21 protein-coding genes are annotated in these 26,641 nt (G+C 51.5%); 18 read left to right on the plus strand and 3 right to left on the minus strand.

Annotated features, from left to right (window positions below; genetic code table 11):
- Nucleotides 1-184: 184 nt before the first annotated feature.
- The 12 genes from KP806_RS21865 (at nucleotide 185) to KP806_RS21915 (ending at nucleotide 16,512) form a co-directional block, all read left to right on the plus strand.
- A complete protein-coding gene (locus KP806_RS21865) occupies nucleotides 185-1,294 on the plus strand; it encodes a peptidylprolyl isomerase (protein WP_224725879.1) in 1,110 nt (369 codons plus the stop codon).
- A 62-nt stretch (nucleotides 1,295-1,356) separates the two neighbouring features.
- Nucleotides 1,357-4,305, plus strand: coding sequence for a discoidin domain-containing protein (locus KP806_RS21870; RefSeq protein ID WP_224725880.1), 2,949 nt, complete (start codon nucleotides 1,357-1,359; stop codon nucleotides 4,303-4,305).
- A 199-nt stretch (nucleotides 4,306-4,504) separates the two neighbouring features.
- On the plus strand, nucleotides 4,505-6,247 hold the full coding sequence (locus KP806_RS21875; RefSeq protein WP_224725881.1) for a sensor histidine kinase: 1,743 nt from the start codon (nucleotides 4,505-4,507) through the stop codon (nucleotides 6,245-6,247).
- Nucleotides 6,247-7,587, plus strand: a complete 1,341-nt coding sequence (locus KP806_RS21880; RefSeq protein WP_224725882.1) for a response regulator transcription factor — start codon at nucleotides 6,247-6,249, stop codon at nucleotides 7,585-7,587. Before KP806_RS21875 ends, KP806_RS21880 begins: the two co-directional genes overlap by 1 nt.
- Nucleotides 7,588-7,706: 119 nt before the next feature.
- Nucleotides 7,707-9,431, plus strand: coding sequence for an extracellular solute-binding protein (locus tag KP806_RS21885; RefSeq protein WP_224725883.1), 1,725 nt, complete (start codon nucleotides 7,707-7,709; stop codon nucleotides 9,429-9,431).
- Between the two features lie 80 nt (nucleotides 9,432-9,511).
- Nucleotides 9,512-10,402, plus strand: a complete 891-nt coding sequence (locus KP806_RS21890; RefSeq protein ID WP_224725884.1) for an ABC transporter permease — start codon at nucleotides 9,512-9,514, stop codon at nucleotides 10,400-10,402.
- A 15-nt stretch (nucleotides 10,403-10,417) separates the two neighbouring features.
- Nucleotides 10,418-11,308: a carbohydrate ABC transporter permease gene (locus KP806_RS21895; protein ID WP_224725885.1), complete on the plus strand. Its 891-nt coding sequence runs from the start codon at nucleotides 10,418-10,420 to the stop codon at nucleotides 11,306-11,308.
- 33 nt (nucleotides 11,309-11,341) lie between these two features.
- Nucleotides 11,342-12,604 carry a Gfo/Idh/MocA family protein gene (locus tag KP806_RS21900; protein ID WP_224725886.1) on the plus strand — a complete coding sequence of 421 codons (1,263 nt, stop codon included), beginning with the start codon at nucleotides 11,342-11,344 and terminating at the stop codon, nucleotides 12,602-12,604.
- A 54-nt stretch (nucleotides 12,605-12,658) separates the two neighbouring features.
- Nucleotides 12,659-14,422, plus strand: a complete 1,764-nt coding sequence (locus tag KP806_RS21905; RefSeq protein ID WP_224725887.1) for a glycoside hydrolase family 35 protein — start codon at nucleotides 12,659-12,661, stop codon at nucleotides 14,420-14,422.
- 142 nt (nucleotides 14,423-14,564) lie between these two features.
- Nucleotides 14,565-15,383 (plus strand): MBL fold metallo-hydrolase, encoded by an 819-nt coding sequence (locus KP806_RS21910; RefSeq protein ID WP_224725888.1) that lies wholly within the window; start codon nucleotides 14,565-14,567, stop codon nucleotides 15,381-15,383.
- A 213-nt stretch (nucleotides 15,384-15,596) separates the two neighbouring features.
- Nucleotides 15,597-15,827, plus strand: a complete 231-nt coding sequence (locus KP806_RS27675) for an MFS transporter (protein ID WP_263575820.1) — start codon at nucleotides 15,597-15,599, stop codon at nucleotides 15,825-15,827.
- 58 nt (nucleotides 15,828-15,885) lie between these two features.
- The gene (locus tag KP806_RS21915) at nucleotides 15,886-16,512 is read left to right on the plus strand and encodes an MFS transporter (protein ID WP_397376424.1); all 627 of its coding nucleotides are present in this window, start codon (nucleotides 15,886-15,888) and stop codon (nucleotides 16,510-16,512) included.
- A 97-nt stretch (nucleotides 16,513-16,609) separates the two neighbouring features.
- Here KP806_RS21915 and KP806_RS21920 read toward each other — a convergent pair whose 3' ends face one another.
- The 3 genes from KP806_RS21920 to KP806_RS21930 form a co-directional block, all read right to left on the minus strand.
- Entirely contained in the window at nucleotides 16,610-17,287 is a 678-nt protein-coding gene (locus tag KP806_RS21920; protein WP_224725889.1) for a PspA/IM30 family protein, read from the minus strand.
- Nucleotides 17,288-17,349: 62 nt separating this feature from the next.
- Complete coding sequence (locus KP806_RS21925; RefSeq protein ID WP_224725890.1) at nucleotides 17,350-17,565, minus strand: PspC domain-containing protein; 216 nt, start codon at nucleotides 17,563-17,565, stop codon at nucleotides 17,350-17,352.
- Nucleotides 17,566-18,075: 510 nt separating this feature from the next.
- Nucleotides 18,076-20,130, minus strand: a complete 2,055-nt coding sequence (locus tag KP806_RS21930) for a beta-galactosidase (RefSeq protein WP_224725891.1) — start codon at nucleotides 20,128-20,130, stop codon at nucleotides 18,076-18,078.
- Between the two features lie 156 nt (nucleotides 20,131-20,286).
- Between KP806_RS21930 and KP806_RS21935 the strand changes: the two genes are divergently transcribed.
- From KP806_RS21935 to KP806_RS21960, 6 genes are all read left to right on the plus strand, one after another.
- Nucleotides 20,287-21,141: a helix-turn-helix transcriptional regulator gene (locus KP806_RS21935; RefSeq protein WP_224725892.1), complete on the plus strand. Its 855-nt coding sequence runs from the start codon at nucleotides 20,287-20,289 to the stop codon at nucleotides 21,139-21,141.
- Nucleotides 21,142-21,265: 124 nt separating this feature from the next.
- Nucleotides 21,266-22,219 (plus strand): DMT family transporter, encoded by a 954-nt coding sequence (locus tag KP806_RS21940; protein ID WP_224725893.1) that lies wholly within the window; start codon nucleotides 21,266-21,268, stop codon nucleotides 22,217-22,219.
- 549 nt (nucleotides 22,220-22,768) lie between these two features.
- Nucleotides 22,769-23,860, plus strand: a complete 1,092-nt coding sequence (locus tag KP806_RS21945; protein WP_318153761.1) for a Gfo/Idh/MocA family protein — start codon at nucleotides 22,769-22,771, stop codon at nucleotides 23,858-23,860.
- 24 nt (nucleotides 23,861-23,884) lie between these two features.
- Nucleotides 23,885-24,649, plus strand: a complete 765-nt coding sequence (locus tag KP806_RS21950) for a sugar phosphate isomerase/epimerase family protein (RefSeq protein ID WP_224725894.1) — start codon at nucleotides 23,885-23,887, stop codon at nucleotides 24,647-24,649.
- An 18-nt stretch (nucleotides 24,650-24,667) separates the two neighbouring features.
- The gene (locus tag KP806_RS21955) at nucleotides 24,668-25,564 is read left to right on the plus strand and encodes an AraC family transcriptional regulator (RefSeq protein WP_224725895.1); all 897 of its coding nucleotides are present in this window, start codon (nucleotides 24,668-24,670) and stop codon (nucleotides 25,562-25,564) included.
- A gap of 15 nt (nucleotides 25,565-25,579) precedes the next feature.
- Complete coding sequence (locus KP806_RS21960; protein ID WP_224725896.1) at nucleotides 25,580-26,635, plus strand: oxidoreductase; 1,056 nt, start codon at nucleotides 25,580-25,582, stop codon at nucleotides 26,633-26,635.
- Nucleotides 26,636-26,641: the final 6 nt, after the last annotated feature.

Raw genomic sequence — 26,641 nt, forward strand, 5'->3', positions numbered from 1 at the left:
CGCCACTCTCATCCCGTCATTGAAATAACGGGCGTTCCCTTGGCGCATTCGTAAAAATAATGAAAGTCATGTAAACAGGTTTAAATTGCAAGCGTTTTCTTGTTGGGATTACAATATTTACATGCAACTATGCTCTGAGCTGCACGAGGCGGCAACTTCGAAGATCAGAAAGGTGCGATAAAGATTGAGGAACTTTGCAAAAATTAAGCACACCAGTATGGGAAGACGGATTATAGTCGTCCTATTGATTCTGATCTTCGTGCCGGGAGCCATTATCTTAAACCGCATCATTTCTAAACATGATACGGCTGACAGTTACATGGCTCTCGTAAACGGCTTTCCAATAAGGACAAAAGAATTTGATAACGCGATCGCAGCCAACAAAGCCCAAATCATCGATTACTTCTACAACAAATACGGCGCCGAACAGACAGCCGGATTCTGGACGACGTCATTTGAGGGCGAAGTACCAGCGGAATCCATTATGAAAAAGGCGCTGGAAGACAGCGTCAAGATCAAAATTCGGCAACGGATTGCGCAAGAACAGGGTGTGCTGCAGAACATCAGTTATGAAGGCTTTATACGGCAGTTAAATGAGGAAAACAAGAGAAGGCAGAGAGCTATCCGCAACCGTGAGGTCATCTACGGACCCCGCCAATACGAGGAGAACGCCTATTTCGAATATGTATTGAGCAATACGACCCGGTCTGTCAAAAATCAGTTGATGAAGGAAGAATGGAAGCCGGATGGCCAAAAATTAAAACGGTTTTACGACTTGCAGAAAAATCAATTGTACATGTCGCACGGATCGGTGAAAGTAAAGCTTTTAACATTATCGTTTCTGAATTCAAATCAGACCGTTGACGAAGCGCTCAAGGAGGATGCCAAGAAACAGATGGAAAAGGCGCTGTCCATAGCGGCTTCCGGGACCGATTTCGAGGATATTGTGAAGGCATTAGATTTGGATGTCCAAATGATGGAGAAGATCTTTAACTCGAGTAATGTCAGGAACAATTCCAGAAGTCCTGTCGCACAGGCCGCCGAAAAGCTTTCGATGGATGAAATAAGCGGCATTATTGAAGAGAACGGACGTTTCTATCTGATTAAAGGTATTGAAAACCAAAAAGAGGGATCAGGCTTCCTGGATTTCGATAGTATCAAAGATCAAGTGCTCAAAGATTATGCCGACTACAATTATGAGGAGTATGTCAATAAGCGCGTTTCAGAAGCGCAAATTGTATTGAACGAGACCGAGTATCGCGCCTATCAAAAGAGGGAGTTTCCAACAGATTGATGTTAACGCTTCAATAGGGCCCGATTGAAGCCTGACATAAATCAAAGTAAAGGATGATGAAATTGCTCAAACGGCTATCAATGAGACTCACCGCAATCGTGTCTGCCATGGCCATGCTTGTCAGCATGGTGATCGCAGCCCCGTCAGTCGTCAAAGCAGCTGGAACTACCTACTACATCGATAATATCGGCGGGGATGACGGCAATAACGGGACAAGTCCCGGCAGCGCTTGGAAATCGCTTGACAAAGTCAATGCCACGACATTCGCACCCGGCGACAAAATTTTATTCAAAGCAGGGGGAAGCTGGAACGGCAGACTTTGGCCCAAAGGCTCGGGAGCTGCCGGAAGTCCAATCGTCATAGACCAATACGGCTCCGGCAGCAAACCTCTGATCGCCGGCGTTACATCCGAATTGGAAGCGGTTTTTTTGAAAAACCAGGAGTACTGGGAAATCAGCAATCTGGAAATCACAAACCGGTCACCTTTGCCTTTTGACCGGGATTGGCAAAATCCTCGCGGTCAGCGTCGGGGCGTCTACATTTTGAATGAAGAAGCCGGCATCCTGCATCACATACAAGTGAAAAACTTAACGATCCATGATGTTGACGGCTCTTACACGACTCGCTCCGGAGGCATTATATTCGATTCCGTCGGCTCGGTCACTCCAAGCGCGTTTGATGGCATTCTCATTGACGGCAATACGCTGACGGATGTAGATGCTTATGGCATTTACATCGGTTCCAATTGTATTCTGCGCTATGGAATGAACGACTTATGGCCTTGGGTACAGAAGCCGTACGGACCGTGGACCCCTTCTACCCATGTGAAAATTTCCAACAATTCAGTCATCAGGGCGGCCACAGGCGGGATTGCGTGGAACGTAACCGATGGCGCGATTGTCGAACATAACACGGTTCAACAAGCTACTTATCTGGCTACTAACGCTTCGATATGGTGGGCTTATGCAGACAACAACCTTGTTCAATTCAACGAATCATTCGAGAGCGTTAACGGGGCTGAAGACGGCCACGGATTTGACGTGGACGCGGGAAACCTCGGTTCGATCGTCCAATATAACTACAGCCATGATAATGCGGGAGGCTTCATGCTGTTTGTCAATGACACTTACTACACAATCAACACGATTGTCAGGTATAACATTAGCCAAAACGACAGGAAAAGCATTTTCCGGTACAGCGGATCGATTGATACGGTCTATAACTACAATAATTCGATTTATGTGGGAGAAGCGTCCGGAAATCCGGTCATGAGCGATTATTTCACTAAGGCTTCGGGTTCCCCGGTCAACATTAAGAACTACAACAATGCATATTATAGCGTCGGAGATCGAGGATGGAACCTAACCGGACAAACGTTTGATTACAACGCCTATTTCGGCGGGAACACGCTGGTGCAGGATGACGCCAATAAGGTAATCGGCGATCCGAAATTTGTAAATCCCGGAAGCGGCGGCATAGGTATGAATACAGTTGGAGGATACCAATTGCAATCGGACTCTCCGTTGATTGGCGCGGGCATTCGCATTACGGATAACGGGGGACGGGATTATTTCGGCAATCCGGTATACAACGGCGCTCCCGACATCGGCGCCCACGAATATGCGGGCAGCGTGCCTCCGGCTGGAGATATGCCGGATCCTATCGTCATTACGCCGATTCACTTGCCAAGTACGCCAACCGACAATTTGGCGCCAATGGCGACCGCAAGCACGACGTTCCAGACCGATTCGGCTATTGCAAATATCAACGATAATTATTACGAAACCGCTTGGATGAGCGAAATGTCGCCAGCATTCCCCAACTACATAACTCTCGATTTCGGCTCAACCCAGGTGACTTCCAACATTTTGAAACTTAACGCGTCATTCGGACAAAGCCAGGGAATAACGGACTTCGATCTCGAATATTTCGATGGTTCAGTTTGGGTCCCCATTCAATCGGGCATCCATGTGACATGGAATTCGGATACCGGTGCAGACGAGATCCAAACGGTGAAATTCCCTTCTACGATGTTCAAAAAAATCAGAATGAAGATAAACGATGGAAACCTGCAACGGGGCAATATTACGCTAAACGAGCTGGAGTTGTACTTCGAGGCAACCGATATCGCTAGCACAACGTTTCCTACGGGGGGAGGAGAGATTGCCAACATTATTGATAACAACGTCTCCTCAACGTGGGGCAGCTCTACCGACATTACATTCCCGGGCTATTTCGCCTTAGACTACGGGAACAACCCCATTGCGGTCAACAAGATCACCTTGGTCACGCATTTCGGAATAGGCCAAGGCATTACCAATGTCGATGTGGAATACTTCGACGGCACCGAATGGGTAACGGCTTTATCCAATGCCTCAATTGATTGGAAGCTAAACGACAGTACCAAAGAGCGTCAGTCCATTGAGTTTCCAACCATTACGGCAGGTAAAATCCGGCTAAAGGTCAACAATGGGAACCGGCAATGGGGGAACATCGCGCTTAATGAACTGATTCTGGAGAACAATACGGTTGTTGATCGGAACGCCCCGGTCATTACGGTCGAATCGGTCACGACGACAGAAGACAATACAGGGGATTTCAAACCGCAGTTTACGGTTGTTGATGAGTTGTCGGGTGTCGACCATACGAAAACAGTCATGACGCTGGATGGCCATGTTGTCATGGACGGAGATTCGATTCCGCTATACACATTAGAGCTTGGAACTCATACCTTCATGATTACAGCCAGCGATTTAGCAGGTAATACGACCAGTCAAACCGTTACCTTTCAGGTTATGACGAGTCTCGCTGCGCTGAAACAATTGGTTAAATCCTTCTCAGACAAAGGCTTGATTGACAATAAAGGGATTGCCGACAGTTTATTGTCCAAATTGGAAAAACAAGATTTGAAAAGCTTTATTCATCAAGTAGAAGCGCAGGCCGGAAAGCACATTTCCGACAATGCCGCCCAATACTTGCTCCGCGACGCGGAATCTCTTCTCGGCAAATAATCTATTAACGAACGGCGCGTTTGGATTGATGAAACAAAAGAGCATAAAAGAGGCCGAATGCATCGAATTCGGCCTCTTTTCCGCGAAGTTTATTGACATTAAAGAAACTCATCTGAAACAATTGGTTAAGCAGTGGAGAGTTTGGTGCATGGCTCGAAACATTTTTATAAACTTACCATTATGATCATAAGGGGGGCCTATGAAGCTGCAAGCTGCAGGCAAAGCGAAATGGTTCGTCTACCAGAAAATTGTCGTTGTATTCGTTGTTCTTCTTATTCCTCTATTTTCGATAAACATATGGGTGAATTTCAAGGCCATATCTTTTTCGAAGAATACGATCATTGATTCCGCCATGTCCGGACTATCCTTTTATGCCAATCAGTTGGATAAGGAGTTGTATTTTATTCGCAATCAGCAGCTGCAATTTCTGAATGACAGCGATTTGCAGAAGCTTAGCTTTCTGGGCGGAAGCCTTAAGGGGTATGAGGAGGTTTTATTAATTCAGCAGGTAAAGGACCGGCTCATTCCGATTCTGGAGTCCAGTGAATATGTAACCAACGCGGGGGTTTATATTGCGTCGATAGGCAAAACCATCTCAAATATTAGCGGCATTACGAATACACCTAATGGGGAATATGAGCTTATTTCTTCGTTATCCGTCATCTCGCCCAAGCCCTCTTTCTATTCGGTGGGAGGGAGCATCTTTTTTATTGAGACCGCGAATAATGCCGGCATCTGGTCGTATATTGAGATTTCCAAATCGAAGCTGTTGGACGCGCTGCGCCAAACGGCAGCCATATCCCGGGATTCCGAAGTATTCCTGGGGAACGAACGTTTTGGAAGTTTAATATCCACGGCCCAAAACGACCAGACAATGGCCATAGAGCATCAGCTGCTTCAAGAACTGAGCGGCCTTGATGAGAATGATTCCGAAATGAAGAATGTAGCCGGCATCCGTTATTTTGTTGCGCATCACAATATCAGTTCTTTAAATCTAGTTTTAATCATGTATGTGAATCAAAACGAAATTACAAAACAATTGAGTCAATTTAATCTATTGTTCTACTTCTTATTCGGCATTGCCTTTATTGTGCTCGTGCTATATTCGTTCTCTGTGAATCTCATGATCCATCGGCCGCTGTCGAAGCTGGTCAAGGCATTCCACAAGATCGAGACCGACAATCTGAACTTGGTCGTTGAGTCCAAGAGAAATGATGAATTTCATTATTTATTTCATAGCTTTAATCGCATGGCGCATAGACTGAAACGTTCCATAGAGGAGAACTATGGGCAAAAAATAGCGCTGCAGCATTCGGAATTAAAGCAATTGCAGTCCCAGATCAACCCCCATTTTCTATATAACAGCTTCTTTAATATTTATATGATGTGTAAAGTGGGGGATTCCGACAGCGCCGCGAATCTATCTCAAAAGTTAGGCAGTTATTATCAATACATTACAAGGAGCGGCGCCAATGAAGTGCTTTTGAGCAAAGAATTCCAGCATGCGCTGGATTATTGCGAGATTCAATGCATTCGCTTCTCTAATCGGGTCTCGTATGAGTACACAGAAATACCACATCGGCTGCAAACCGTTTACGTACCTAGACTCATCATTCAACCGATCGTTGAGAATGTATTCGATCACGCCTTTGGAGACGGCGCGCCGGACAGAGTAATCTATATCGGGGCCAGTTACATGGACGAAACCGTGCGCATAACGGTAGAAGACAACGGTCAATTGTTAACGGATGCCAAGATCGGGCAATTGCAGGAGCAGCTGGCGACGAGCTCCTTGCAGATCGAAAAAACCGGTTTAATTAACGTTTGCAATCGACTTGAATTAACGTATGGCGCGGACAGCGGTTTATTCGTATCCCGAAGCCGTTACGGAGGATTAAAGGTTGAGCTTATTATACATGTTCAGCAGAAAGGGGCATCATGATGTATCGATTGTTAATCGTGGATGACGAGCCCGCCATTGTAAATGGCTTGGTACAGCTTTTTCGGGAAAATAAGGAAATGGAGCTGGATGTATGCAAAGCCTATTCGTCGAATGAAGCGATTGAAATCGCGAGAAAAACAAAATTGGATATTTTGATCAGCGATATTCGCATGCCTCTGATGGACGGCCTGCAATTAGTGGACGAAATTATTTATTATTGGCCTTCATGCCGAGTCATTTTTCTTACGGGCTATAGCGAGTTTGACTACGTATTTGAGGCGATCAGAAAAAATGTACAAAATTATATTCTGAAAACGGAAGGCATCGAACCTGTGTTTCATGAGGTAAAGAAGGCCATTTCAAAATTAGAGGAAGATAACCGTAATAGGCTCCATCAAGAAAAGGCGCAGATGCATCTTCAATTGGCGGAACCTTTTATGAAAAAAGAATTGATGGAGAGCATGCTGAGCGGAGAGCCGATAACATCCCTGCTCAGCCAAACGCGTTATGCGGAGCTGGACTTTCAAATTTCGACGGACCGTTCCTTCTTCTTCCTTGTTGGACAAGTGGACCGGCTTGAAGTCCATAAAATAAAGGCATTGCAATCCGTGCAACGGATTGTGGACACTCATTTGCCTGCTTCTATCGCGAATGAGAAAGTGATCTACGACGGCAGCGTACTGGTGTGGCTTCTTCAACCGGCAGAGGAATTGTTGAAGCGGTTTGGCGGTGATCCTTCCGGTGCGAAAGCGGAAGAGCATGGCTTTGTTTCGTATATGAAAGGAATACTCGAGCTCATCCAAAACGAATGCGAAGACGTGCTGGAGACTTCTGTTTCATTCGGCATTTCCGGAAATCTGTTAGGGAAGCAGGACAACATTCATCTCCTGGTGGAAGCTGTTCGCGCAATGATCCAAAACCGGATTCTACTCGGTCAGAAAGTCGTGATCGTTGACCTTGAAAAGTCGGACGGATCTGAAGCGGCACGATACATAGGCGGAGGAATGCGGCAAGACGACAGCAGGAAATCGCTGATCGAACAAATCCACCATTATATTCATGAGCATCTATCCGGCGATGTGTCTCTAACGGCTATTGCCGACGAAATGCATTTTAACCCCTCCTATCTATCGCGTTATTACAAACAGATCACGGGGCACAATTTGTTCGATTATATTCAATCTGCGAAAATGAATGTCGCCATTAACTTGATGATGACGACATCTTTAAAATTAAATGAAATTGCAGCCAAGGCAGGGTTCGACTCCCCTTCTTACTTTACGACTTTTTTCAAAAAAATGACGGGATTTTCGCCTCAGGAGTATCGGAATTCCCGATAAGTAAACAAAGTAAAAGCGAAGTACGGATCTTGAGATTGTAACCGCTTTCTACCCATCTTACAATTACAAATGAAGCAACATTGCTAAACCGTTATTACAATAAAGGGGGAAGCGCTTCAATGAAAAAGTACAGAACAATGAAATGGGTTTTGGCGTCAACGCTGCTGCTTTCGATCGTTACAGCATGTTCGAATCAGGGCTCTAACAAAGACCAACCGTCTACGACACAACCGCCTTCCGGCAATGCAGGAACCGAAGCAGCCGCACCAGATCCATTCGGCAAATATCACGAGACCGTAACCGTGAATCAAGTGATCGGGTATAATCCGCCGGAAGACTCCAGGATCCCAAAAGGAATGACACCCGATAAAAATGCATACCTCAAAGATCTCAAAGAGACGATGAATATCGATGTGAAATTTAAATGGATGGTTCCTTCCAACCAATATGAGCAAAAGTTTTCGCTCGCGATGGCGTCGGGCGATCTCCCTGATCTTCTCGAGCTGGATCCGAAAAATTTCGAGAAGCTGAAACAGCAAGATATGCTGGCCGATTTATCGGAAGCCTTTGAACAATATGCATCTCCGGCTCTAAAGAAGTATATGGAGTCCGACGGCGGATTCTCGATGAAGACATTCAATTCAGACGGCAAACAGCTTGGCATTCCCGTTTTCGAGGATCCGTTCCTCTCCACGCAGCTGCTTTGGATTCGGAAAGACTGGCTTAACAACCTGAATCTCCAGGCGCCGAGAACGATAGATGAGCTGGAGAAGGTTGCTGAAGCGTTTGTTAACAATGACCCCGACAAAAATGGCGAAAACGACACTTACGGCGTTGCCTTGCAGAAAACCCTGTTCTTCTGGGGCTTTGACGTCAGAGGGTTCTTTAATGGATTCGGCGCTTATCCATCCGTTGGCGATGCCCAGTCCGCCTGGATCAAAGACAGCGACGGGAAGCTTATCCCGGGTCTGATTCAACCTGAAGTAAAGACGGCGCTTGGCAAACTGCAGTCCTGGTACGAGAAGGGAATTATCAACAAAGAGTTCGCTCTGAAGGATGAGAACAAAGTGGTAGAGGATATTACATCAGGCAAGGTGGGTATTTCCTACGGAGAATGGTGGTATCCGAATTGGCCGCTTAATTTAAATGTAGATAAGGATCCGAAGGCGGAGTGGATCGCCGTTCAAATTCCTGGATTTGACGGACCGGGCAAATCGCTTGTTCCTAAAATTCGCGCCGGAAAAGTTTACGCCGTGAAAAAGGGCTTCAAACATCCGGATGCGATCATTAAGATGATGAACTACTACATTGAAATCGGCAATAAGAAATATATGGACCAGAAAAAGCCCGAGGATGGATATGTATATAATTGGTATAATCCGCGGGTCTATAATCCTGCCCAGATTGAAACGATCTATACCGAAGTGAATAGAGCCCTGGACGGGAATCAGACCGAAATCACATTAGAGGATGAGAATTACGTTAAAGTAACGGAAGTCTTCAAAGCAACAAAAGATTTCCTTACCGGAAATACGGAGACCTATTCAAAAGGCGTAAATTGGGGCCACTATTATAGCCGAGCCGCCAAAGAAGGCGGATGGGGAATGACCCGGAACATTAAAGAAAGCCAAGCCTTCGTTAATAATGAATTCTTTGGCCTGCCTACTTCGACACAGGTAGAGAAGGGCGGTCAACTTGACAAATTGATGCAAGAGTCCTTTACAAAAATCATCATGGGCGGGGATCTTGCCGAATTCGATAAGTTCGTTGCAAGCTGGAAGACGCTAGGCGGCGACGAAATTACGAAAGAAGTAAATGGATGGTACAGCAAACAGCCTAAATAATCCTGATCGTAAAGCGGGAGCGTGGAGTCGCAGATCGACGATGCCTCCCCTTTTCAACTTAGCGATGATAAGGAGACCCTATGAGGACGCTGAAAAAAGAATATCTGTTGCACCTGATGTTATTGCCCGGCGTTATCGTTACATTGATTTATGCATACGGTCCAATGGCCGGTCTGATCATGTCATTTCAACAGTTCGAACCGCTGTCCGGGTTTATCGAATCGGAGTTTGTCGGCCTCGACAACTTCAGCTATGTATTTAATCTGCCGGATTTCAATCAAGTTCTTTGGAATACGGTTATCATCTCGATTTTCAAAATGGTGTTGTTTTTGCTTGTTCCTCTCATTCTCGCGCTATTGTTGAATGAAGTAACGAGAAGATGGTTTTCACGCTTCATCCAGTCCGCTATTTTTCTGCCCTTCTTTCTGTCATGGACTGTGCTTGGAGGCGTCATTATCGAGCTGTTTTCTTTAAACGGACCTGTTAATAGCCTAATAACGGCATTGGGTATGGAGCCTATCATGTTCATGCTGGATAATGAATGGTTTAGAGGGATTATCATCGGATCGGATGTCTGGAAGGGCATGGGTTACAATATGGTCGTCATGCTGGCTGCGATAACGGGAATCAATGCTACGCTTTATGAAGCCGCTGAGGTGGATGGAGCCGGGAAGTGGAAGCAGATGATTCATATTACGCTGCCGGGCATGGCTCCGATTCTTATTTTGCTGAGCGTATTAAGCTTAGGCGGTATTCTCAACGCGGGCTTCGAACAAATCTTGATCATGTATAACCCCACCGTGTATGAGGGAGCGGATATTATTGATACATTCGTCTATCGACTGGGGATGTTCAGCCAACAATTCGGACCGGCTGCAGCGGTCGGTCTCTTTAAATCCGTGATTTCGTTAGCGCTGGTATCGCTGACCTACTACGCTGCTTACAAATATAACAATTATCGAATATTTTAGGCGGGAGGAAACGCCGTGGCACACAAGCAGACAATCAGCAGGAAACTTTTTGTGGTATTGAATTCGTTGTTGTTGACTCTTATTACAATGCTCGGTATTATCCCGTTCATCCACCTGCTCGCGATTTCGCTTAGTTCCAATACAGCAGCCATGGCTGGAGAAGTGAAGCTTTGGCCTGTCGGGTTTACCTTGGATTCTTATGTCTATCTAGGCGAGAAAGTAGAGTTTTTCCGATCGTTCCGGGTTTCTATTGAGCGGGTCTTACTCGGTACGGCTGTCAATATGCTGCTTGTATTTATTACGGCTTACCCATTATCCAAATCGAATGATCAGTTTAAGTTTAGAACGCCCTATGTCTGGTTTTTTGCGATCACCTTGTTTTTTGGCGGCGGGCTTATTCCGACTTATATCGTAGTGAAAGAAACGGGATTAATTAATTCCATCTGGGCACTCATTTTACCTGGGGCATTAAGCGTATGGAACATGGTTCTGATGCTGAATTTTTTCAGATCCATTCCGAGAGAATTGGAAGAAGCGGCTACGATTGACGGTGCAGGCCATTTGCGAGTGCTTTGGCAAATCTATTTGCCAGTGTCCCTTCCGTCGATCGCAACGATTGGGTTGTTCACCATTGTCGGTCACTGGAACTCTTGGTTCGACGGGATTTTGTACTTGAATTCGCCGGAAAAATATCCGCTTCAAACCTACCTATCCACACTGATTATGTCCATAAACGCCCAGTTGTCGTCGATGTCGCTCGAGCAGCTCAAAGTCATGGAGAACCTCAGCGAGAAGTCTCTCAAAACCGCGCAAATCTTTATGGGCGCCTTGCCGATTATGCTCGTGTATCCGTTCTTGCAAAAGTATTTTGTCAAAGGAATGACAGTAGGAAGCGTCAAGGAATAACCGTAACATGTATACCAGGGAGAAGGGTGATCGATGAAAAAGGTTACCGTTGCATTAATTGGAGCGGGATTACGGGGAGTTAATTATTTGGAGTATGCTCTTCAGCATCCTGATGAGCTGCAAGTCGTTGCCGTTGCAGAGCCGAAAGCCGAACGGAGAGATAGCTTCAAATCGAGGCATGGATTGGAAGATGAAAAATGTTTCGATAGCTGGGACGAATTTTTTGCGGTTCCCAAACTCGCAGATGCCGTTCTCATTTGTACGCAGGACAAACAGCATTTTGATCCGACCATGAAGGCGCTTGAGGCTGGATATCATGTCCTTCTCGAGAAACCGATGTCGCCGGATGCCAAGGAATGTATCCTTATGGGGGAGATGGCGTCGCGAGTCAATCGTGTTTTCTCGATATGCCACGTTCTCCGGTATACGCATTTCTTCTCTACCATAAAAAGTCTGTTGGATAATGGTACGATCGGCAAGCTGATGTCCATCGATCATAACGAAAATGTAGGTTATTGGCATCAAGCGCATAGCTTCGTCAGAGGGAATTGGCGCCGAAAAGAGGATTCCAGTCCGATGATACTGGCCAAGTCCTGTCACGATCTCGATATTCTGCTCTGGCTGGCGGGATCGGATTGCACGCGTGTGTCCTCCTTCGGATCGCTTTCTCATTTTACGTCCGATCAAGCTCCGGAAGGGGCGCCGTTACGTTGTTTGGACGGATGTCCGGTGTCGGATGAGTGTCTGTACTATACCCCAAAGCACTATTTAACGGACGACACGAATTGGCCTACATCGGCGATTAGCGATGATTTGAGCTATAATGCCCGCTATAAGGCGCTGCAAGAAGGACCCTATGGCAGATGCGTCTATCATTGCGATAACGATGTCGTCGATCATCAAGTCGTGAATCTGGAGTTCGCTAATTCTGTCACTGCCGCATTTACGATGAGCGCGTTTACCAGAGACGTCAGCCGTACGATCAAACTGATGGGAACCAAGGGTGAAATTCACGGAGCTATGGAGAAAAACGAGATCGAAGTTATAGATTTTGACAGCGGCAAGGCGGAGCGGATCTCTTTGGTGGATATGGGCGGCCATGTTGGTCACGGCGGCGGTGATATGGGGTTAATCAAGGATTTCTTGAGGCTGGTAAGAGAGGATGGCAAGTGTCAAGGTCTTACATCGGCGGATCGGTCGGTTCAGAGCCACTTCATGGCTTTTGCCGCAGAGCAATCTAGAATAGATGGGAGAATCATCGATCTAACAAGCTTTACCCATCGTTTCCGGACATAAAGAATATTCCCCGTCTAGAAGCAAAAAAACATGACAACGAAGGAGGATTGTACAATGATCGCACTTACGATTCAAGAAAACCGCTTGATGCTGGGGGATGCACCGATCCGTTTGATCTCAGGAGCGATCCATTATTTCCGCGTAGTGCCCGAATATTGGGAGGACCGTCTGCTGAAGCTGAAAGCTTGCGGCTTCAATACGGTGGAAACTTACGTGCCTTGGAACTTCCATGAGCCGCATGAGGGGCAATTCCAATTCGATGGCATGGCCGATCTAGAGCGCTTTATCCGCATTGCCGGAGATTTGGACCTGCATGTCATCGTTCGTCCGAGCCCATATATTTGTGCGGAGTGGGAATTCGGCGGCCTGCCGGCATGGCTGCTCGCGGATCCCGGCATGAGGCTTCGCTGTTATTACAAGCCGTTCCTGGACAAGGTCGACGCGTATTACGACGAGCTGATTCCTCGTCTGGTACCGCTATTGTCGACGAACGGCGGACCGGTCATCGCGATGCAGATCGAGAACGAATACGGCAGCTACGGCAACGACAAGGCGTATCTCAATCACTTGAAGGAGGCGCTGATCAAGCGCGGAGTGGATGTGCTGCTGTTCACCTCTGACGGACCGGAGGACTTTATGCTGCAAGGCGGCATGGTAAAGGGCGTATGGGAGACGGTCAACTTCGGTTCCCGTTCCCCGGAAGCGTTCCGAAAGCTGGACGAATACCAGCCTAACCGGCCGTTCATGTGCATGGAATATTGGAACGGATGGTTCGACCATTGGCACGAGACGCATCACACGCGACCGGCGGATGACGTCGCGAAGGTACTGGACGAGATGCTGGCGGAAGGCGCTTCTGTCAACTTCTATATGTTCCACGGAGGCACGAACTTCGGATTCTGGAGCGGAGCCAACTATTTTGATACATATGAGCCGACGATTACGAGTTACGATTACGACGTGCCGATCGGTGAAAGCGGCGACATTACCGGGAAATTCTATGCGGTGCGCGAAGTGATCGGCAAATATACGGAGCTGCCGCCGCTGGAGCTGCCCGAGCCGATAACCCGGAGAAGCTACGGCAAGGTGAGCATGGAACGTGCGGCCAAGCTGTTCGATTCCCTGGGGGCGCTATCTACGCCGGTTCGCAGCGCTTGTCCGGAGCCAATGGAGCTTCTCGGTCAGAACAACGGATTTATCGTTTATTCGACACGCATTTCCGGACCTCGCACCGAGATGAAGCTGAACATCCAGGAAGTGCGAGACAGGGCAATGGTATTCGTGGACGGTGCGTACCAAGGCGTCATCGAACGCTGGAATCCGGCGTCTGAGGTCAAGTTCGCCATTCCGAAGGAAGGCGTCGCGCTTACGCTGCTGGTCGAGAATATGGGCCGCGTCAATTACGGCCCGTACTTGAAAGATCCGAAAGGCATTACGGAAGGAGTGCGTTTCGGCCAGCAGTTCCTGTACGATTGGACGATTCATTCCCTTCCGCTCGAAGACTTGTCCGGCCTCACGTATAACAATTCATCTATCGTTGCCGCCAATGAGCCAACCTTCTTCCGCGGACAATTCCAGGTCGACGAGCCCGCTGATACGTTCCTGAACGTGGAAGGCTGGAAGAAAGGCGTTGCTTACATCAACGGCTTTAACCTGGGCCGTTACTGGGAAGTCGGCCCGCAGGGAACGCTGTACATCCCGGGTCCGCTGCTGAAGCGGGGCTCGAACGAGCTGGTGCTGTTCGAACTGCACGGCTGCGACGCTCCGGAAGTTCTGCTGCAAGACTTTCCAATACTGCAGCGCTATGCCGCGAAATAACGGAAGTTTAATACTTACGGCAAGCAAGGTTTTCCGCGGAGGGAGAGAGGCAGTTCGAATTATGGCTGTGACCGGCGGACGGCAGCATGGATTGGCAAGACGAAAAACAGGATGAGATAAAATATCCGGGAGGACGTCAGGCATGAAGGTGCACTTTTTGGGGACGGCTGCGGCCGAAGGATTTCCGAACGTATTTTGCAGATGCGATGCCTGCCTCGAAGCGCGAAAGCTGGGCGGAAAAAATATTAGAACAAGGAGCTCCGTCATCGTCGACGACATCATCAAGTTCGATTATTCGCCGGATTCCAGCATGCAGGCGCTTCGGGACAACGTCAATCTGGGTTCGATCGAACATTTGCTGTTCACGCATACGCATTGCGACCACTTTATTCCGGAGGATCTGTTCTGCCGGGTGGAGGGGTATGCACACGGACTGGAAGTGCCCCTGACGATATACGGAAACGACGCCGCTATCACGCGCAGCTATGCCGAGCTAAGCATATACGGCGGAATCCGGCTCGCCTTCCAGAGGGTCCGTCCGTTTTGTCCGTTTGCTTTAGGCGATACGGTCGTCACCCCCTTGCCCGCCGATCATGATCGGCTGGAAACCTGCCTTCTATACTACATGGAGCGCGGGGGAAAGCGGCTGTTTTATGGACACGATACGGGCTGGTTCCCGGAGGAGACATGGGAGTGGCTGAAGGACAAAAAGATCGATCTTGCCATCTTGGACTGCACGCACGGGTATACGGGCAACAACCGGAATTCGGGCCATATGAACGTCGAGACGGTACTTGAAGTTCAGCGCAAATGGCGGGAGCAAGGCGTCATCGACGCGGACTGTAAGCTTTATGCCACCCACTTTACGCATAACTCGGGAATGCTGCATGACGATTGGGAGAGCGCTTTCGGTCCGGCGGACATCCATGTCGCTTATGACGGGCTAGTCATTCAAGTCTAATGGAATCTTCTTTATAGGAAGTAGGGCAAAAGAGGCGGGAAGTGTAACAACGACCGCCTCTTTTGCATGTCTTGCACATTGGATGCTGCGGACGTATCCGCTGCAGAAGAGTACGATCTAATTATTCATGATCCATCATGTATATGAAAATGCTTCGTAACGTATATGTTATTCATATTTACTTTATTATTCGTGTCGCGACTGATAGGAGGCATGGGCTCGGCTGCCTTGATCCCGGCCATTATCGCGTATATTGCCGACATTACAGCAGATGATCAGCGCAGCAAGGCCATGTCGTGGTTAGGAGCATCCATGACATCGGGGTTTATTATCGGGCCAGGTGTCGGAGGGTTGCTTGCAGAATGGGGCATCAAGACGCCATTCTACGCATCTTCATGTTGTAGGGCTGATGGCGATGATCTGCAGTCTGTGGCGGCTGCCTGAATCGCTGTCGCCGGAAACTCGCAAGATGCGCCGGCAATCGAAGGAGAAGAAGGATAATGTGTTTAGTCAAATCGTGCTTTCGGTTCGATCTCGCTATTTCATCCTTTTGCTTATTGTTTTCGCCATGACATTTGGTTTGACCCATTTTGAAGCGATTTTTCCGCTTTTTGTCGTTCAGGGCTACGGATTCACGACGCTTCAAATCGCCATTCTGCTTACTGTATGTTCGTTAATCGGAACGTTTAATCAAGTTGTACTGACCGATCGGATTTCACGTCGGTTCGGGGAAAAAAAGATCATCGGTGTCATGCTTTTGTTATCGGCTATATCACTCGTATTCTTGTTATTCTCGGGCAATTTCTTTTACGTCATGTTCGTAACGATGCTATTCTTTACGTTCAATAATATTTTGCGTCCGATGGTCAATACCCTGCTGTCCAAAGAGGCTGGGGAGGAACAAGGATTCGTCGCAGGAATGAATAATGCCTTTACGAGTCTCGGTATGATATTTGGACCGATGTTAGCAGGCATTCTATACGATATCCATATCGATTTGCCTTATCTGTTTGGTGCATTCGTGCTGCTTGCGAGCAGCTTCGTGTCAGTGAGACGATTGGGAAGAAAATCGTCGTCAATTGCTGCTTATGACCATAATTCTTATTTGAATACCTCGACAAAGTATTGAGCAGCTTCGATATCGCGGTAAGCTTATACCGTTCGGGTTCGGATGTTTTCAAATCAAAAAGAGACGCGCATCCCTGCCGTCAGGGAGCGCGTCTTTCTTAAATATTATGGCCGCCTTTGTCCAGCAGCCGCTTGAGTTGCTCCTCTACGAGCGCGCTGCGTTCCTTGGCTTGCCGGTCGAGCGCGTCGCTTCCTCGATAGCCTGAGCCGCCTGAGGCCTTAGCCAGCTCCGTCCGGGCTTCCCATTCGAGCACCTTCTGCTCGATCCGATCAAAGCCCCGCGACGCCTGGCTGCCGTGCAGCACACTCGGCTCGGACGAGCCGTATGCGCCGGCCGATGCCCGCTGCACCCGCGCGGTCAGCTCCGTGCGCTTCGCCTGCAGCTGCGCCTTCTCTTCCTTCAGCGACTCGAGCCGCAGCTGAAGCTCGGCGGCCGCTTGCTTCGCAAGCTGGAGCAGCCTCCCGGTTTCCGCGGCCTGCTCCGAATACAGCAGCTTCGCCTCCAGCGCCGTCCGCGCTTCGGCTTCGCGTCCCGCGGCGGCGGCTTCCTCCGCCTTGCCCTCGTAGTGCTTCGCATGCCCGCTCAGCTCGTCAAGCTTCGCTTGCAGTACGCGCTCCCGCGCTTGCTGCTGCAGAAGCCCGCGCTCCGCGCCGCCGATCTCGTCGTCGAGATCCCTCAAATAGTGGTTCATCATCATAACCGGATTTTCGATTTTGTCGAGCATCTCGTTTGCCGCTGCTTTCGTCAAGCTGACCATCCGTTGTAAAATTCCCATGTTCTCATCTCTCCCCGAATTTCGTTAGTTGTCGTAGCTCCTCAAAATAAATCCTTTTCGAATTAGTAGTGGTCAATCGGCCTAAGCTCGCTGTATGGGCTTTTCGGCACGAACAGCGTTGCGATAAAGTACACCAGAATGACCGTGCCGAAGCTGAAGAAAGCGGCGATGACGAAGAGCAGTCGGATAATGGTGGAATCGATGTTCAGCCACTGCCCGATGCCGCCGCAAAGTCCTGTCAATTTGCTGTCCGTTGTGGAACGAAATAATTTTTTCATATTCATTCATCCTTCCTTGTCGCTCATCTATGTCTCTATTGTAGGCGGTCTGCGCGCGCGTCGTAACGGTCCCCGGTCCATTCGCAGAACTGGGCTTTAGGCGGGGAGCGGCTAAGACGGACGGCGGGGGAGGAGGGAATAAGCATACGGAGTGGACGGCAGAAGCCGCTTAGGTTTTTGGCAGTATGTAACGGACAAAAACGCCGATTAGAGTGACAATGCAGCAAGTGTCGGCGGCTAACGGACAGGAGAGTGGTTTAGGCCGGATGGAGGGATTGTACGCATTAGCAGCATGACTTTAAAGTGCTGAGGTGTCCGTCAGCATGTGGAAATCGCACAAATTGGGGTCTAAGTGTCTTCGGTGTCCATTAAAAAAGACGACTGTCGCTCCTACCTCCGGTGCGCCTTCTTAATCTCGGGATCTGCCTCTAGCGGACACGCCGACCCCAAAAAAACAGGGCTGTCCCCGGTCATTTCATGACCTTTGAGACAGCCCATCTATTAAGCTCGTCAGCTAAGTACGAGTACGCCAAAGCCCTCGAGCGATATGGCTCCGCTTAGCTTGGCGCCGGTGAGAAGATCGCTTTTCTCGCCTTCGACGGTAATGACGACAGGCTCCTCGCTGAAGTTGAGCAGGAAGTAAAGCGAGCCTTCATCATCCCGGCGGACGGCAAGCTCCACCTGCTCGGGCAGCTCGAGCAAACCCGCAGCCGGCGATTCCAAGCCAAGCCGCTTGATAATTTGCCCGGCCGAAGCCTCGTTGAACACGGCGCCGAAATACCACGCCTCGCCCGAGCCGACCTTGTTTCTGGTGACGGCCGGCTTGCCCGCGTAATAGTCCGAAGCGTAGCGTGCGACGACTTCGACCGTATCGCGCTCCGGCAGAAGTACGTCATTAAACGAATCCGCCCTGGTTACCGCATCTTCTTCGCCTTCCCATTTCATCGAGGTGGCCGGGCGCGAGCCCTTCACCATCGTAAACTCCTCGACGGAAATGCCGGTCAGCTCCGCCGCCGCTCCCGGGAACGGACGCATGTAGCAGTGTCCGCGCTCATCCTTATAGCCCGTCCGGCAGCCGAAGATGACAATGCCGCCGCCGCGGACGTATTGCTCCAGCAGCGATGCCGTTTCGTCGCGCATGATGGCCGGATGAGGGTAAACGAGAACCTTGTAACGCTCCAAATCGGAAAGCGTCGTTTCCGGGCGCATAAAGAGCGTGTCGCTCGGGATATGGCGGCGGGTCAGCGCTTTGAACCAGGCTTTTCCGCTCTGCCAGGAGAACGGCCCGTGCCAAACGTCGTATTCGCCGTCCCATTCGTTATCGTAATCGCGAAGCAAAGCGATGTCCGCGGCATAACGCGTGGAGGTGATCCAGCCGCCGGCCTGCGCAAGCTCCGCGCCAATCTGCCCGGCTTCGCGGACGCGGCGGTTCGGGCGGTTGTGATAATCGTTGATTCCGTGCCAGTAGATTTCCGTGCCTACAGTCGCTGTTCTCCAGCGGAAATAAAGAACCATGTTGGCTCCGTGGGCGATCGACTGGTACGTCCAGAGCCGCATTTGTCCCGGCTTCGGCGACGGCATATCCATCCGGTTCACCCAGCCGCCCGGCCCTGACTGCTGCTCCATGATGCAGAAGGAAGGCGAGATCGAGCGGATCGCGCTGAGCGTCTGGCTCGAGCCCCGGTCCGCGAGGCGATTCTCTTCATTCGGGTCGTAATGAATCGTCGAGAACTGCGGATAAGAGTCATAGCTGAAAAAATCGAGCAAGTCGTCCGTCAGCCGGTGGCTGTCCAAATGGCCGAAGAGGCCGTTGGTCGTCAGCCAGTGATGGGGCACGACCTCCCGCAAAATATCGGCCTGGATTTTGGCGTAGGCAATGGTGCTGTCGGAGATGAACCGCTTCTCGTCCAGCACCAGATGCGGGTTGAACTGCTTGTGGGCCGGCGTAGGGCGCGGCAAAAATACCTGCTCCCAATCGCTGTAGGTTTGGCTCCAGAAGACGGTGCCCCATGCTTCGTTCAGCTTGTCCAGCGTGCCGTATTTGTTCCTGCACCATTCGCGGAAGGCGTCATGGTCGGCCTGCGAATAAAACTCGCCGATCTCGCAGTTGAATTCATTGTCGATCTGCCAGCCGATGACGGCCGGATGATCCTTGAAATGCTCGGCCAGCTTGCGGGTGATGATCGCGGACAGCTCGTGGTATTTTTTGCTGTTGTAATTGTAATGGCGGCGCAGCCCGTGGCGGAGCATGACGCCTTCCTGCGTCACGTTCAGCACCTCGGGATATTTGTGCGTCAGCCAGGCCGGCGGCGTAGCGGTCGGCGTTCCGATAATAACCTTCAAGCCGTGCTTGTCGGCCAGCGCGAGCGCGCGGTCGAACAGGCCGAATTGAAATTCGCCTTCGACCGGCTCGAAGATCGACCACGCGAATTCGGCAACGCGTACGACCGAGAAGCCCAGCTCCTTCATGCGGCGGAAATCGTCGTCCCAAAGCTCCTCCGGCCAGTGCTCCGGATAATAACAGACGCCCAGTCTAAATTCGTCAAGCGCATCCTTATGCTTCAATGTGTGCTCCTCCTTAGCGGGAAAAGTTAAAATAAAAAGATATTGCGACATAGAACAGCCTTTTTTTATTCTAAATTCGGCAACACGGGAGGTAAATCGCAAAATCCTGCTATTCATGCTACAATATTGCGGACTTGGTTCGGGAGGATCATGAAGATGCTAAGCTATTATATTGTACCGAAATCTTCCTTTTCTCATTACGTCTGTTATCCCGATATCATCGGGCGATTCAACGAGTTTCCGCAGCATGCCGAGCGGAGGGAACGGGGACAGATGAAGCAGTATAACCTTCATCTTATTTTTGAAGGAAGCGGGTACGTGGTGAACGGAAGCGGGGGAGAGAAGCTGCAGCTGAAGGCGGGGGACGGTTTTCTGTTCGCCAAGGACGCCTTTCAGCAGTACGGCTCGAGCAGCCACGATCCATGGGATGTCCGCTGGATCCATTTCGATACGCATATGGCGCTGCCGATGCTGCGGGAGGCCGACGATTTCGGGTGCTGGCTGTTCACATTCTCGAACCGGGACAGGTTCCGGAGTTTGACGGAGGAGATGTACGAGCTTTGCAATCCGTTCGAGACAAGCAACGAGCCGAGGATATCTGCATTGCTATATGAGATATTAATGGAGCTGGCGCAGCATTCGGAGCGGCTGGAAGGTGCTTTGGCGCTGGAGAAGCAAAATGCAATCCGGCTCGCGGCGGACCAGATCCGTTACCGCTGCGAGGAGCCGTGGAGCCTGGAGAGGATGGCTGAGCTGGCGGGCTACAGCAGCTACCATTTCCTGCGGCTGTTCCGGCAGGTTATGGCCAAAACGCCGAATCGTTATGTCACGGAATGCCGGATCGATGCAGCCAAGCTGCTGTTGTCGACAACGAGCTTATCCGTGACGGAGATTGCGGCCCGCTGCGGGTTTGCGCAGGCGAGTTATTTTATTAAAGTGTTCCGCGCATCGGAGAAGGTGTCTCCAAAGATGTACAGGGCCATTTACGGCCAAGGCGCCGCAGCGGATTAAGAGGCGGCCGAACCGGAAGGGGCAGACAAAATCGGCTGTGCTTGATATGATAGGTTACGTTATGCGGCTTTTGGCATACCACTTAAATTTTTAGCTTTCATAGATGAAGAGGAGCATTCGGACGATGTGGTTAACCTATTCGATACTTGCCGCCTTCGCTTTCGGACTGCGGGGCATTCTCTATCACTGGACCAGCCAGAAGCCGGTCAACCGTAACCTGCTCTTGTGCGGCACCTTCAGCATGGGGGCTCTCATTAGCGGCTTGTGCGCGCTTGCGCTTTCCTCCCATTGGTCGGCCGCCACGCTGATCGGCATCCAGATGGGGCTGTTCTCGTTCGGTGCGAATGCCAGTATGTTCAAGGGCTTTGCGGTAGGCAAAGCATCGATCGTCGCGATCTTGACGGCGCTGCCTTCGGTGGTGGTCGTTATTGTCGCATTCGGGCTGTGGAACGAAAAATTGCACGCGATGCAGCTGGTCGCTTTTCTTATTATTGTAGGAGGCGCGCTGCTTGTCCGCCTGTCCAACGACATTTCGCTCCGCAATCTGCAGGGCGCGCAGTGGGGCCTGATTGCCATGCTGCTGTTCGCCGCCAACGATTTGTCGGGCAAATGGTCGACGATCATGAAGGCGGACCTGTTTCCGACGATGTTCTTCATGTTCGTGACGGGAGCCTCCTGTTTCTGCATTTGGTGGCTGCGGGATTTGAGAAAGCTGAGCGCGGAACGAGGCTTAGCCGCTCTATCGACTGCGGGAGCCTCCGGAGGCACGGCTCGCATAGCGTCGTCGCAAATGCCGCACCGGTCGCCAGCCGATCAGCCGCCTGCGGCCTGGAGCGCCAAACGGAACTTTCTCGTCGGCATGGCCATCGGGACGACAAACGCGGTAGGCATGATGCTGATCGTAACCGCATTCGATCTCGGCAAGGCGGGTCTCGTCTCCGCCGTTACGGCGCTGAACGTGCTGATCGTGCTGCTCTATACGCGGTTCGTCGTCAAGGAAAAGTTCAAGAAAATCGAGATCGCGGGGATTTCGCTTGCTTTTGCCGGCATTCTGCTGATGCGGTTGTTCGGCGCATAGATGTATGTGGCGGCAACGGACATATATGCAGCTTAGAGTGATATAGGAGCAAACGCAGGCAACTAACGGACAGGAGAGCAGCTTAGTCCGCTTTGGAGCATAGTTTTCTTTTCATGACTTGCTGTAAAGCCCTAATTTGACCGTTATAACGGAAAACTAGTACACGATGCCGTCTAAACGTCTTTTTTGTCCAACAGAAAAATAGACACCGCGCGCCTCCGCCTTCAGATTAGAGACACCGCGCACCTCCGCCTTCAGATAAAGCATGACTGTGCCTCCCGTGCCTCCTTCGGGATGTCAAATAAGTCATGTTTTTTTTATGGAATAATAGTTATTCCGTTCATGAAAGCGTGTGCATGACGGAGCGGATATCAAATACATCCAGTTTTTATTCGGGATTCTCCATTGAGTTGCGCCTGCCCGTACGCGATAATAAGAGTAAGCAAGTCAATATTTCATCGCAAAACGGGCTTACCGTCAGAGGGCGGCGAGAGCACCGTTTGCGCTTGGACAGAGAGGAAGATTTTTATTCGCAGAATTAAGATCGGAATCATCGGAGCGGGCGTCATCAGCGGTATTTATTTGAAAAATTGTACGGGCATGTTCGATCACATTGTGGAGGTCAAGGCGATTGCAGATCTGGTGCCCGAGCTTGCGCGCAAGCGGGCGGAGGAATTTAACGTTCCGCATGCTTACACGGTGGACGAGCTGCTGGCGGATCCGGAAATCGAGATCGTACTGAATTTGACCGCACCGGCGGCGCATGCGCCGCTCAACTTGAAAGCGCTTCATGCAGGCAAGCATGTGTATACGGAAAAGCCGTTCGCACTCACCCGCGAGGATGCGGATGAGGTGCTCGCCTTGGCGGAGCAGAAGGGGCTGCTGGTAGGCTGCGCTCCGGATACGTTTCTTGGCGCCGGCATTCAGACCTGCATCAAGCTGATCGACGACGGCTGGATCGGGAAGCCTTACGCCGCGAACGGGACGATCATCATGGGCAACGCCTCGGGCGGCATGCACCCGAACTTCCGGAACTTCCTGAAGCTTGGCGGAGATCCGCTGATGGACATGGGGCCGTATTACCTGACCGCGCTCATCGCGCTGCTTGGCCCGGTGCGCCGCGTCACAGGCTCCGCGCAGCAGCTGAACAAGGAACTGACGATCCTTAATCCGAAGTCGCCTGCCTTCGGGCAGACGGTGCCGGTGGAGGCACCGACGAACGTGACGGCCGTGCTGGATTTCGCAAACGGCGCCGTCGCCAGCCTCCAGGCGGCGAAGGAAAGCTTCGGATACGCGCCGCGCCTTGAAATATTCGGAACGGAGGGCAATCTGACGGTGCCGGATCCGAATTTTTTTGGCGGCAGCATCTTCATCAAATTCGCGAACGGCGAGGCGAAGGAAATGCCGCATTCGCATCCCTTCGCCGAGGAAGGACGCGGCATGGGCGTCGCCGACATGGCCTATGCGATCCTGTCCGGACGGGCAAACCGCGCAAGCGGCCGCCTGGCGCGCCACGTGCTCGATATTTCGCTCGGCATTTTCGAAGCGTCGGCTGCGGACAGGCATATTTATCTCGAATCCGCGGTCGAACGTCCGCAGCCGCTTCCGCTCGGGCTCAAATATAACAGGCTGGACGCCTAGCAGAAAGGATCGGTGAAGCCATAGATGAAGACATTTCCGATTGCCGTGCAGCCGTATACGATTCGGGAGGCGCTGTCGCAGGATTATGAGGGCGCGCTGGAGAGAGTGGCCGCGATCGGCTACAGAGGCATAGAGCTTGGGCGTCCGCCGCAAGGCATAACGATCGCTCGCCAAAAGGAGCTGCTTGACCGGCTGGGGCTTACGGTCATCGGCACGCATGTCGGCTTCGATACGTTCGACTTTGATCCGGATGCGATTGCAGCATATTTGGACGGAGTGGGCGGCGGCCGGTATGCCGCTATCTCGCTGCGCTTCTCCTCGCGCGAGGACGTCTTGCAAAAGGCGGAGAAAATGAACAAAGCTGGCGCCGCTTTCAAGGAGCGCGGCATCACGTTTCTTTATCACAATCACGATTGGGAGTTCGAGAAGTTCGGCGGCGAATATGCGCTTGATATTTTGCTGCGCGAAACCGATCCGGCGCTGGTTCAGACGGAGCTCGACACCTACTGGATCAAGAAGGGCGGCGAGGATCCGGCAGCCTACCTGCGCAAGCTGAAAGGCCGCGCTCCGCTTCTTCATATTAAGGATGTGGAGAAGGGAGAAGAGCAATTTTTCGCCGAAATCGGGGAGGGTGTGCTCGACTTTAAGGAAATTGCAGGCGCCGCGGAGGAAATCGGAGTGCAGTGGCTTGTCGTAGAGCAGGACCGGTGCCGGCGCGATCCGTTCGAAAGCTTGCGCATCAGCTTCGAAAATTTGAAGAAGCTGGGCATCATGCAGCTTCAGCCATAAAAAAGGAGGCCGGTATCCGTGAATGTGAACGATCATTTGCCATTGATCCATTTTGCAGGCGATGTTGTCAAAAAAGCCGGAACCGGCCTCGGACCGCGCCTCATCGAAGATTACGAGCTGCTGTTATTTCCGGACGGCACGGACAGCGTCTACCGGGTTGGAGATAAAGCTTTTGCGCTGACCGAGCCCAGCTTTATCGTGACCCGGCCCGGGGAGCTGCACAGCTACGAATATGACCGCCATCAGCCTTCGCGTCATTTGTTTATTCATTTCGGCTTTGAGCGCAATCCTTCCTCGCTGCCCGATCTGGATATTATGAAGCCGGGCGGGCCTTCTTGCATAACCGGCGGCGGCGAGCTGCTGGTCGGCATGATGAAGCAGATTCTGTTCCTCGCCTATTCCAAGCCGGAGCGCATGCAGCAGCGATGCGGCATGCTTCTGCTTACGCTGCTGCACGAAATCGACGGCATCGTGACCGACAATCCGATAGCGGCACGAATGGCGCGGATTCCGCCGCAGCTGGTCAGAGCGCTTGAGTATATGGACAAGCACCTGTCGGAGCCTCTGTCGGTGGAGGCGCTGGCGCAGAGGTCGGGCTGGACGCATGAGCATTTTTCCCGTTCGTTTGTGAAGCATCTCGGACGGACGCCGCGCGAAGCTTTGATTCACAAGCGAATCGAGCGTGCTTGCCAGCTGCTGCTCTTTGAAGAGCGGAGCGTGAAGGAGGCGGCTTATGCGGTGGGCTTTGCGGACGAAAATTATTTTTCCCGGGTGTTCAAGTCGGTCAAGGGCATTACGGCAAGCGAGTATCGGAAAAAACACTCTAACCCGATCTACAAGGATCTGGTGCCGGTTAGCGACGGAGATTCGCTGTATCCGCCTAACCGGATTCTCTATAATATTCAAGCGGATTGACAGGGGGAGTTCAAGATGGAGAAAACGCTTGGCGTCGGGCTGATCGGTTACGGCTATGCCGGCAGGACCTTTCATGCGCCTGTTATCGCTTCGGTGCCGGGGCTTCGGCTTGCGGCCGTCGTGCAGCGGAGCGGGGATTCCGTATTGGAAAAATACCCGTCGGCGCGGATTTACCGGGACACGGAGGCGCTGTATGCCGATCCGTCCATCGGGCTGGTCGTTGTGACGACGCCGAGCACGGATCATTATTCCTTCGCCAAGGCTGCGCTGCTGGCAGGCAAACACGTTGTCGTCGAGAAGCCGTTTACGGCGGCGGCCGCCGAGGCGGACGAGCTGATTGCGCTGGCCCGCGGCAGGGGGCTGGTGCTCAGCGTGTTTCATAACCGCCGCTGGGACGGCGATTTCCTTACCGTTAAGCAGCTGGTGAGTCAAGGCGTGCTCGGCCGGCTAACGGATGCGGAATTCCGCTGGGAGCGGTTTAGCCCTGTCGCTGACCCGGGGCGCTGGCGCAATGCGGGAGGTCCGGGCAGCGGCGTGTTTTACGATCTGGGCATTCACTTCCTCGACCAGGCGCTGTCGCTGTTCGGTACGCCCCGAACCATCAGCGCGGATATCCGGACGGTCCGGGAAGGAGCTTTGTCGGACGATGCGTTCGACGTTACGCTGGGCTACGGGAACGGCCTGCGGGTTGCGCTCCGCTCGATGCTGCTGGCCAGGCAGCCGGGGCCGCGCTATACGCTGCACGGCACGGGCGGCTCGTTCGTGAAATTCGGCGAGGATCCTCAGGAAAACGCGCTCAAAGCCGGCCAACTACCGGGAACGCCCGGCTGGGGCGCGGAGCCGGAGAGCGGCTGGGGCACGCTGGAGACGGAGGCGGGCGGCTTGCGCTTCAGCGGCAAGGTTCGGACGCTGCCGGGTAATTACCAGGAGTATTACCGGAATGTGGCCGGAGCGATTGCCGGCACGGCGGAGCTGGCGGTGAAGCCCGAGGAAGCGCGCATCGCGGTGCGGCTCGTCGAGCTCGGCTTGCAGAGCGCCCGCGAGGGGCGGACGCTGGAGGTAGCGCCGTAGTGCGGT

It is taken from the genome of Paenibacillus vietnamensis, from assembly GCF_020169515.1.
Taxonomy (GTDB): domain Bacteria; phylum Bacillota; class Bacilli; order Paenibacillales; family Paenibacillaceae; genus Pristimantibacillus; species Pristimantibacillus vietnamensis.

What these genes read in the sequence shown, in the direction of transcription:
- KP806_RS21875 (WP_224725881.1), top strand. Translation starts at nt 4,505, where the DNA reads ATGAAGCTGCAAGCTGCAGGCAAAGCGAAATGGTTCGTCTACCAGAAA.
- KP806_RS21880 (WP_224725882.1), top strand. Translation starts at nt 6,247, where the DNA reads ATGTATCGATTGTTAATCGTGGATGACGAGCCCGCCATTGTAAATGGC.
- KP806_RS21885 (WP_224725883.1), top strand. Translation starts at nt 7,707, where the DNA reads ATGAAAAAGTACAGAACAATGAAATGGGTTTTGGCGTCAACGCTGCTG.
- KP806_RS21890 (WP_224725884.1), top strand. Translation starts at nt 9,512, where the DNA reads ATGAGGACGCTGAAAAAAGAATATCTGTTGCACCTGATGTTATTGCCC.
- KP806_RS21900 (WP_224725886.1), top strand. Translation starts at nt 11,342, where the DNA reads ATGAAAAAGGTTACCGTTGCATTAATTGGAGCGGGATTACGGGGAGTT.
- KP806_RS21905 (WP_224725887.1), top strand. Translation starts at nt 12,659, where the DNA reads ATGATCGCACTTACGATTCAAGAAAACCGCTTGATGCTGGGGGATGCA.
- KP806_RS21910 (WP_224725888.1), top strand. Translation starts at nt 14,565, where the DNA reads ATGAAGGTGCACTTTTTGGGGACGGCTGCGGCCGAAGGATTTCCGAAC.
- KP806_RS27675 (WP_263575820.1), top strand. Translation starts at nt 15,597, where the DNA reads ATGGGCTCGGCTGCCTTGATCCCGGCCATTATCGCGTATATTGCCGAC.
- KP806_RS21920 (WP_224725889.1), bottom strand. Translation starts at nt 17,287, where the DNA reads ATGGGAATTTTACAACGGATGGTCAGCTTGACGAAAGCAGCGGCAAAC.
- KP806_RS21925 (WP_224725890.1), bottom strand. Translation starts at nt 17,565, where the DNA reads ATGAAAAAATTATTTCGTTCCACAACGGACAGCAAATTGACAGGACTT.
- KP806_RS21935 (WP_224725892.1), top strand. Translation starts at nt 20,287, where the DNA reads ATGCTAAGCTATTATATTGTACCGAAATCTTCCTTTTCTCATTACGTC.
- KP806_RS21940 (WP_224725893.1), top strand. Translation starts at nt 21,266, where the DNA reads ATGTGGTTAACCTATTCGATACTTGCCGCCTTCGCTTTCGGACTGCGG.
- KP806_RS21950 (WP_224725894.1), top strand. Translation starts at nt 23,885, where the DNA reads ATGAAGACATTTCCGATTGCCGTGCAGCCGTATACGATTCGGGAGGCG.
- KP806_RS21960 (WP_224725896.1), top strand. Translation starts at nt 25,580, where the DNA reads ATGGAGAAAACGCTTGGCGTCGGGCTGATCGGTTACGGCTATGCCGGC.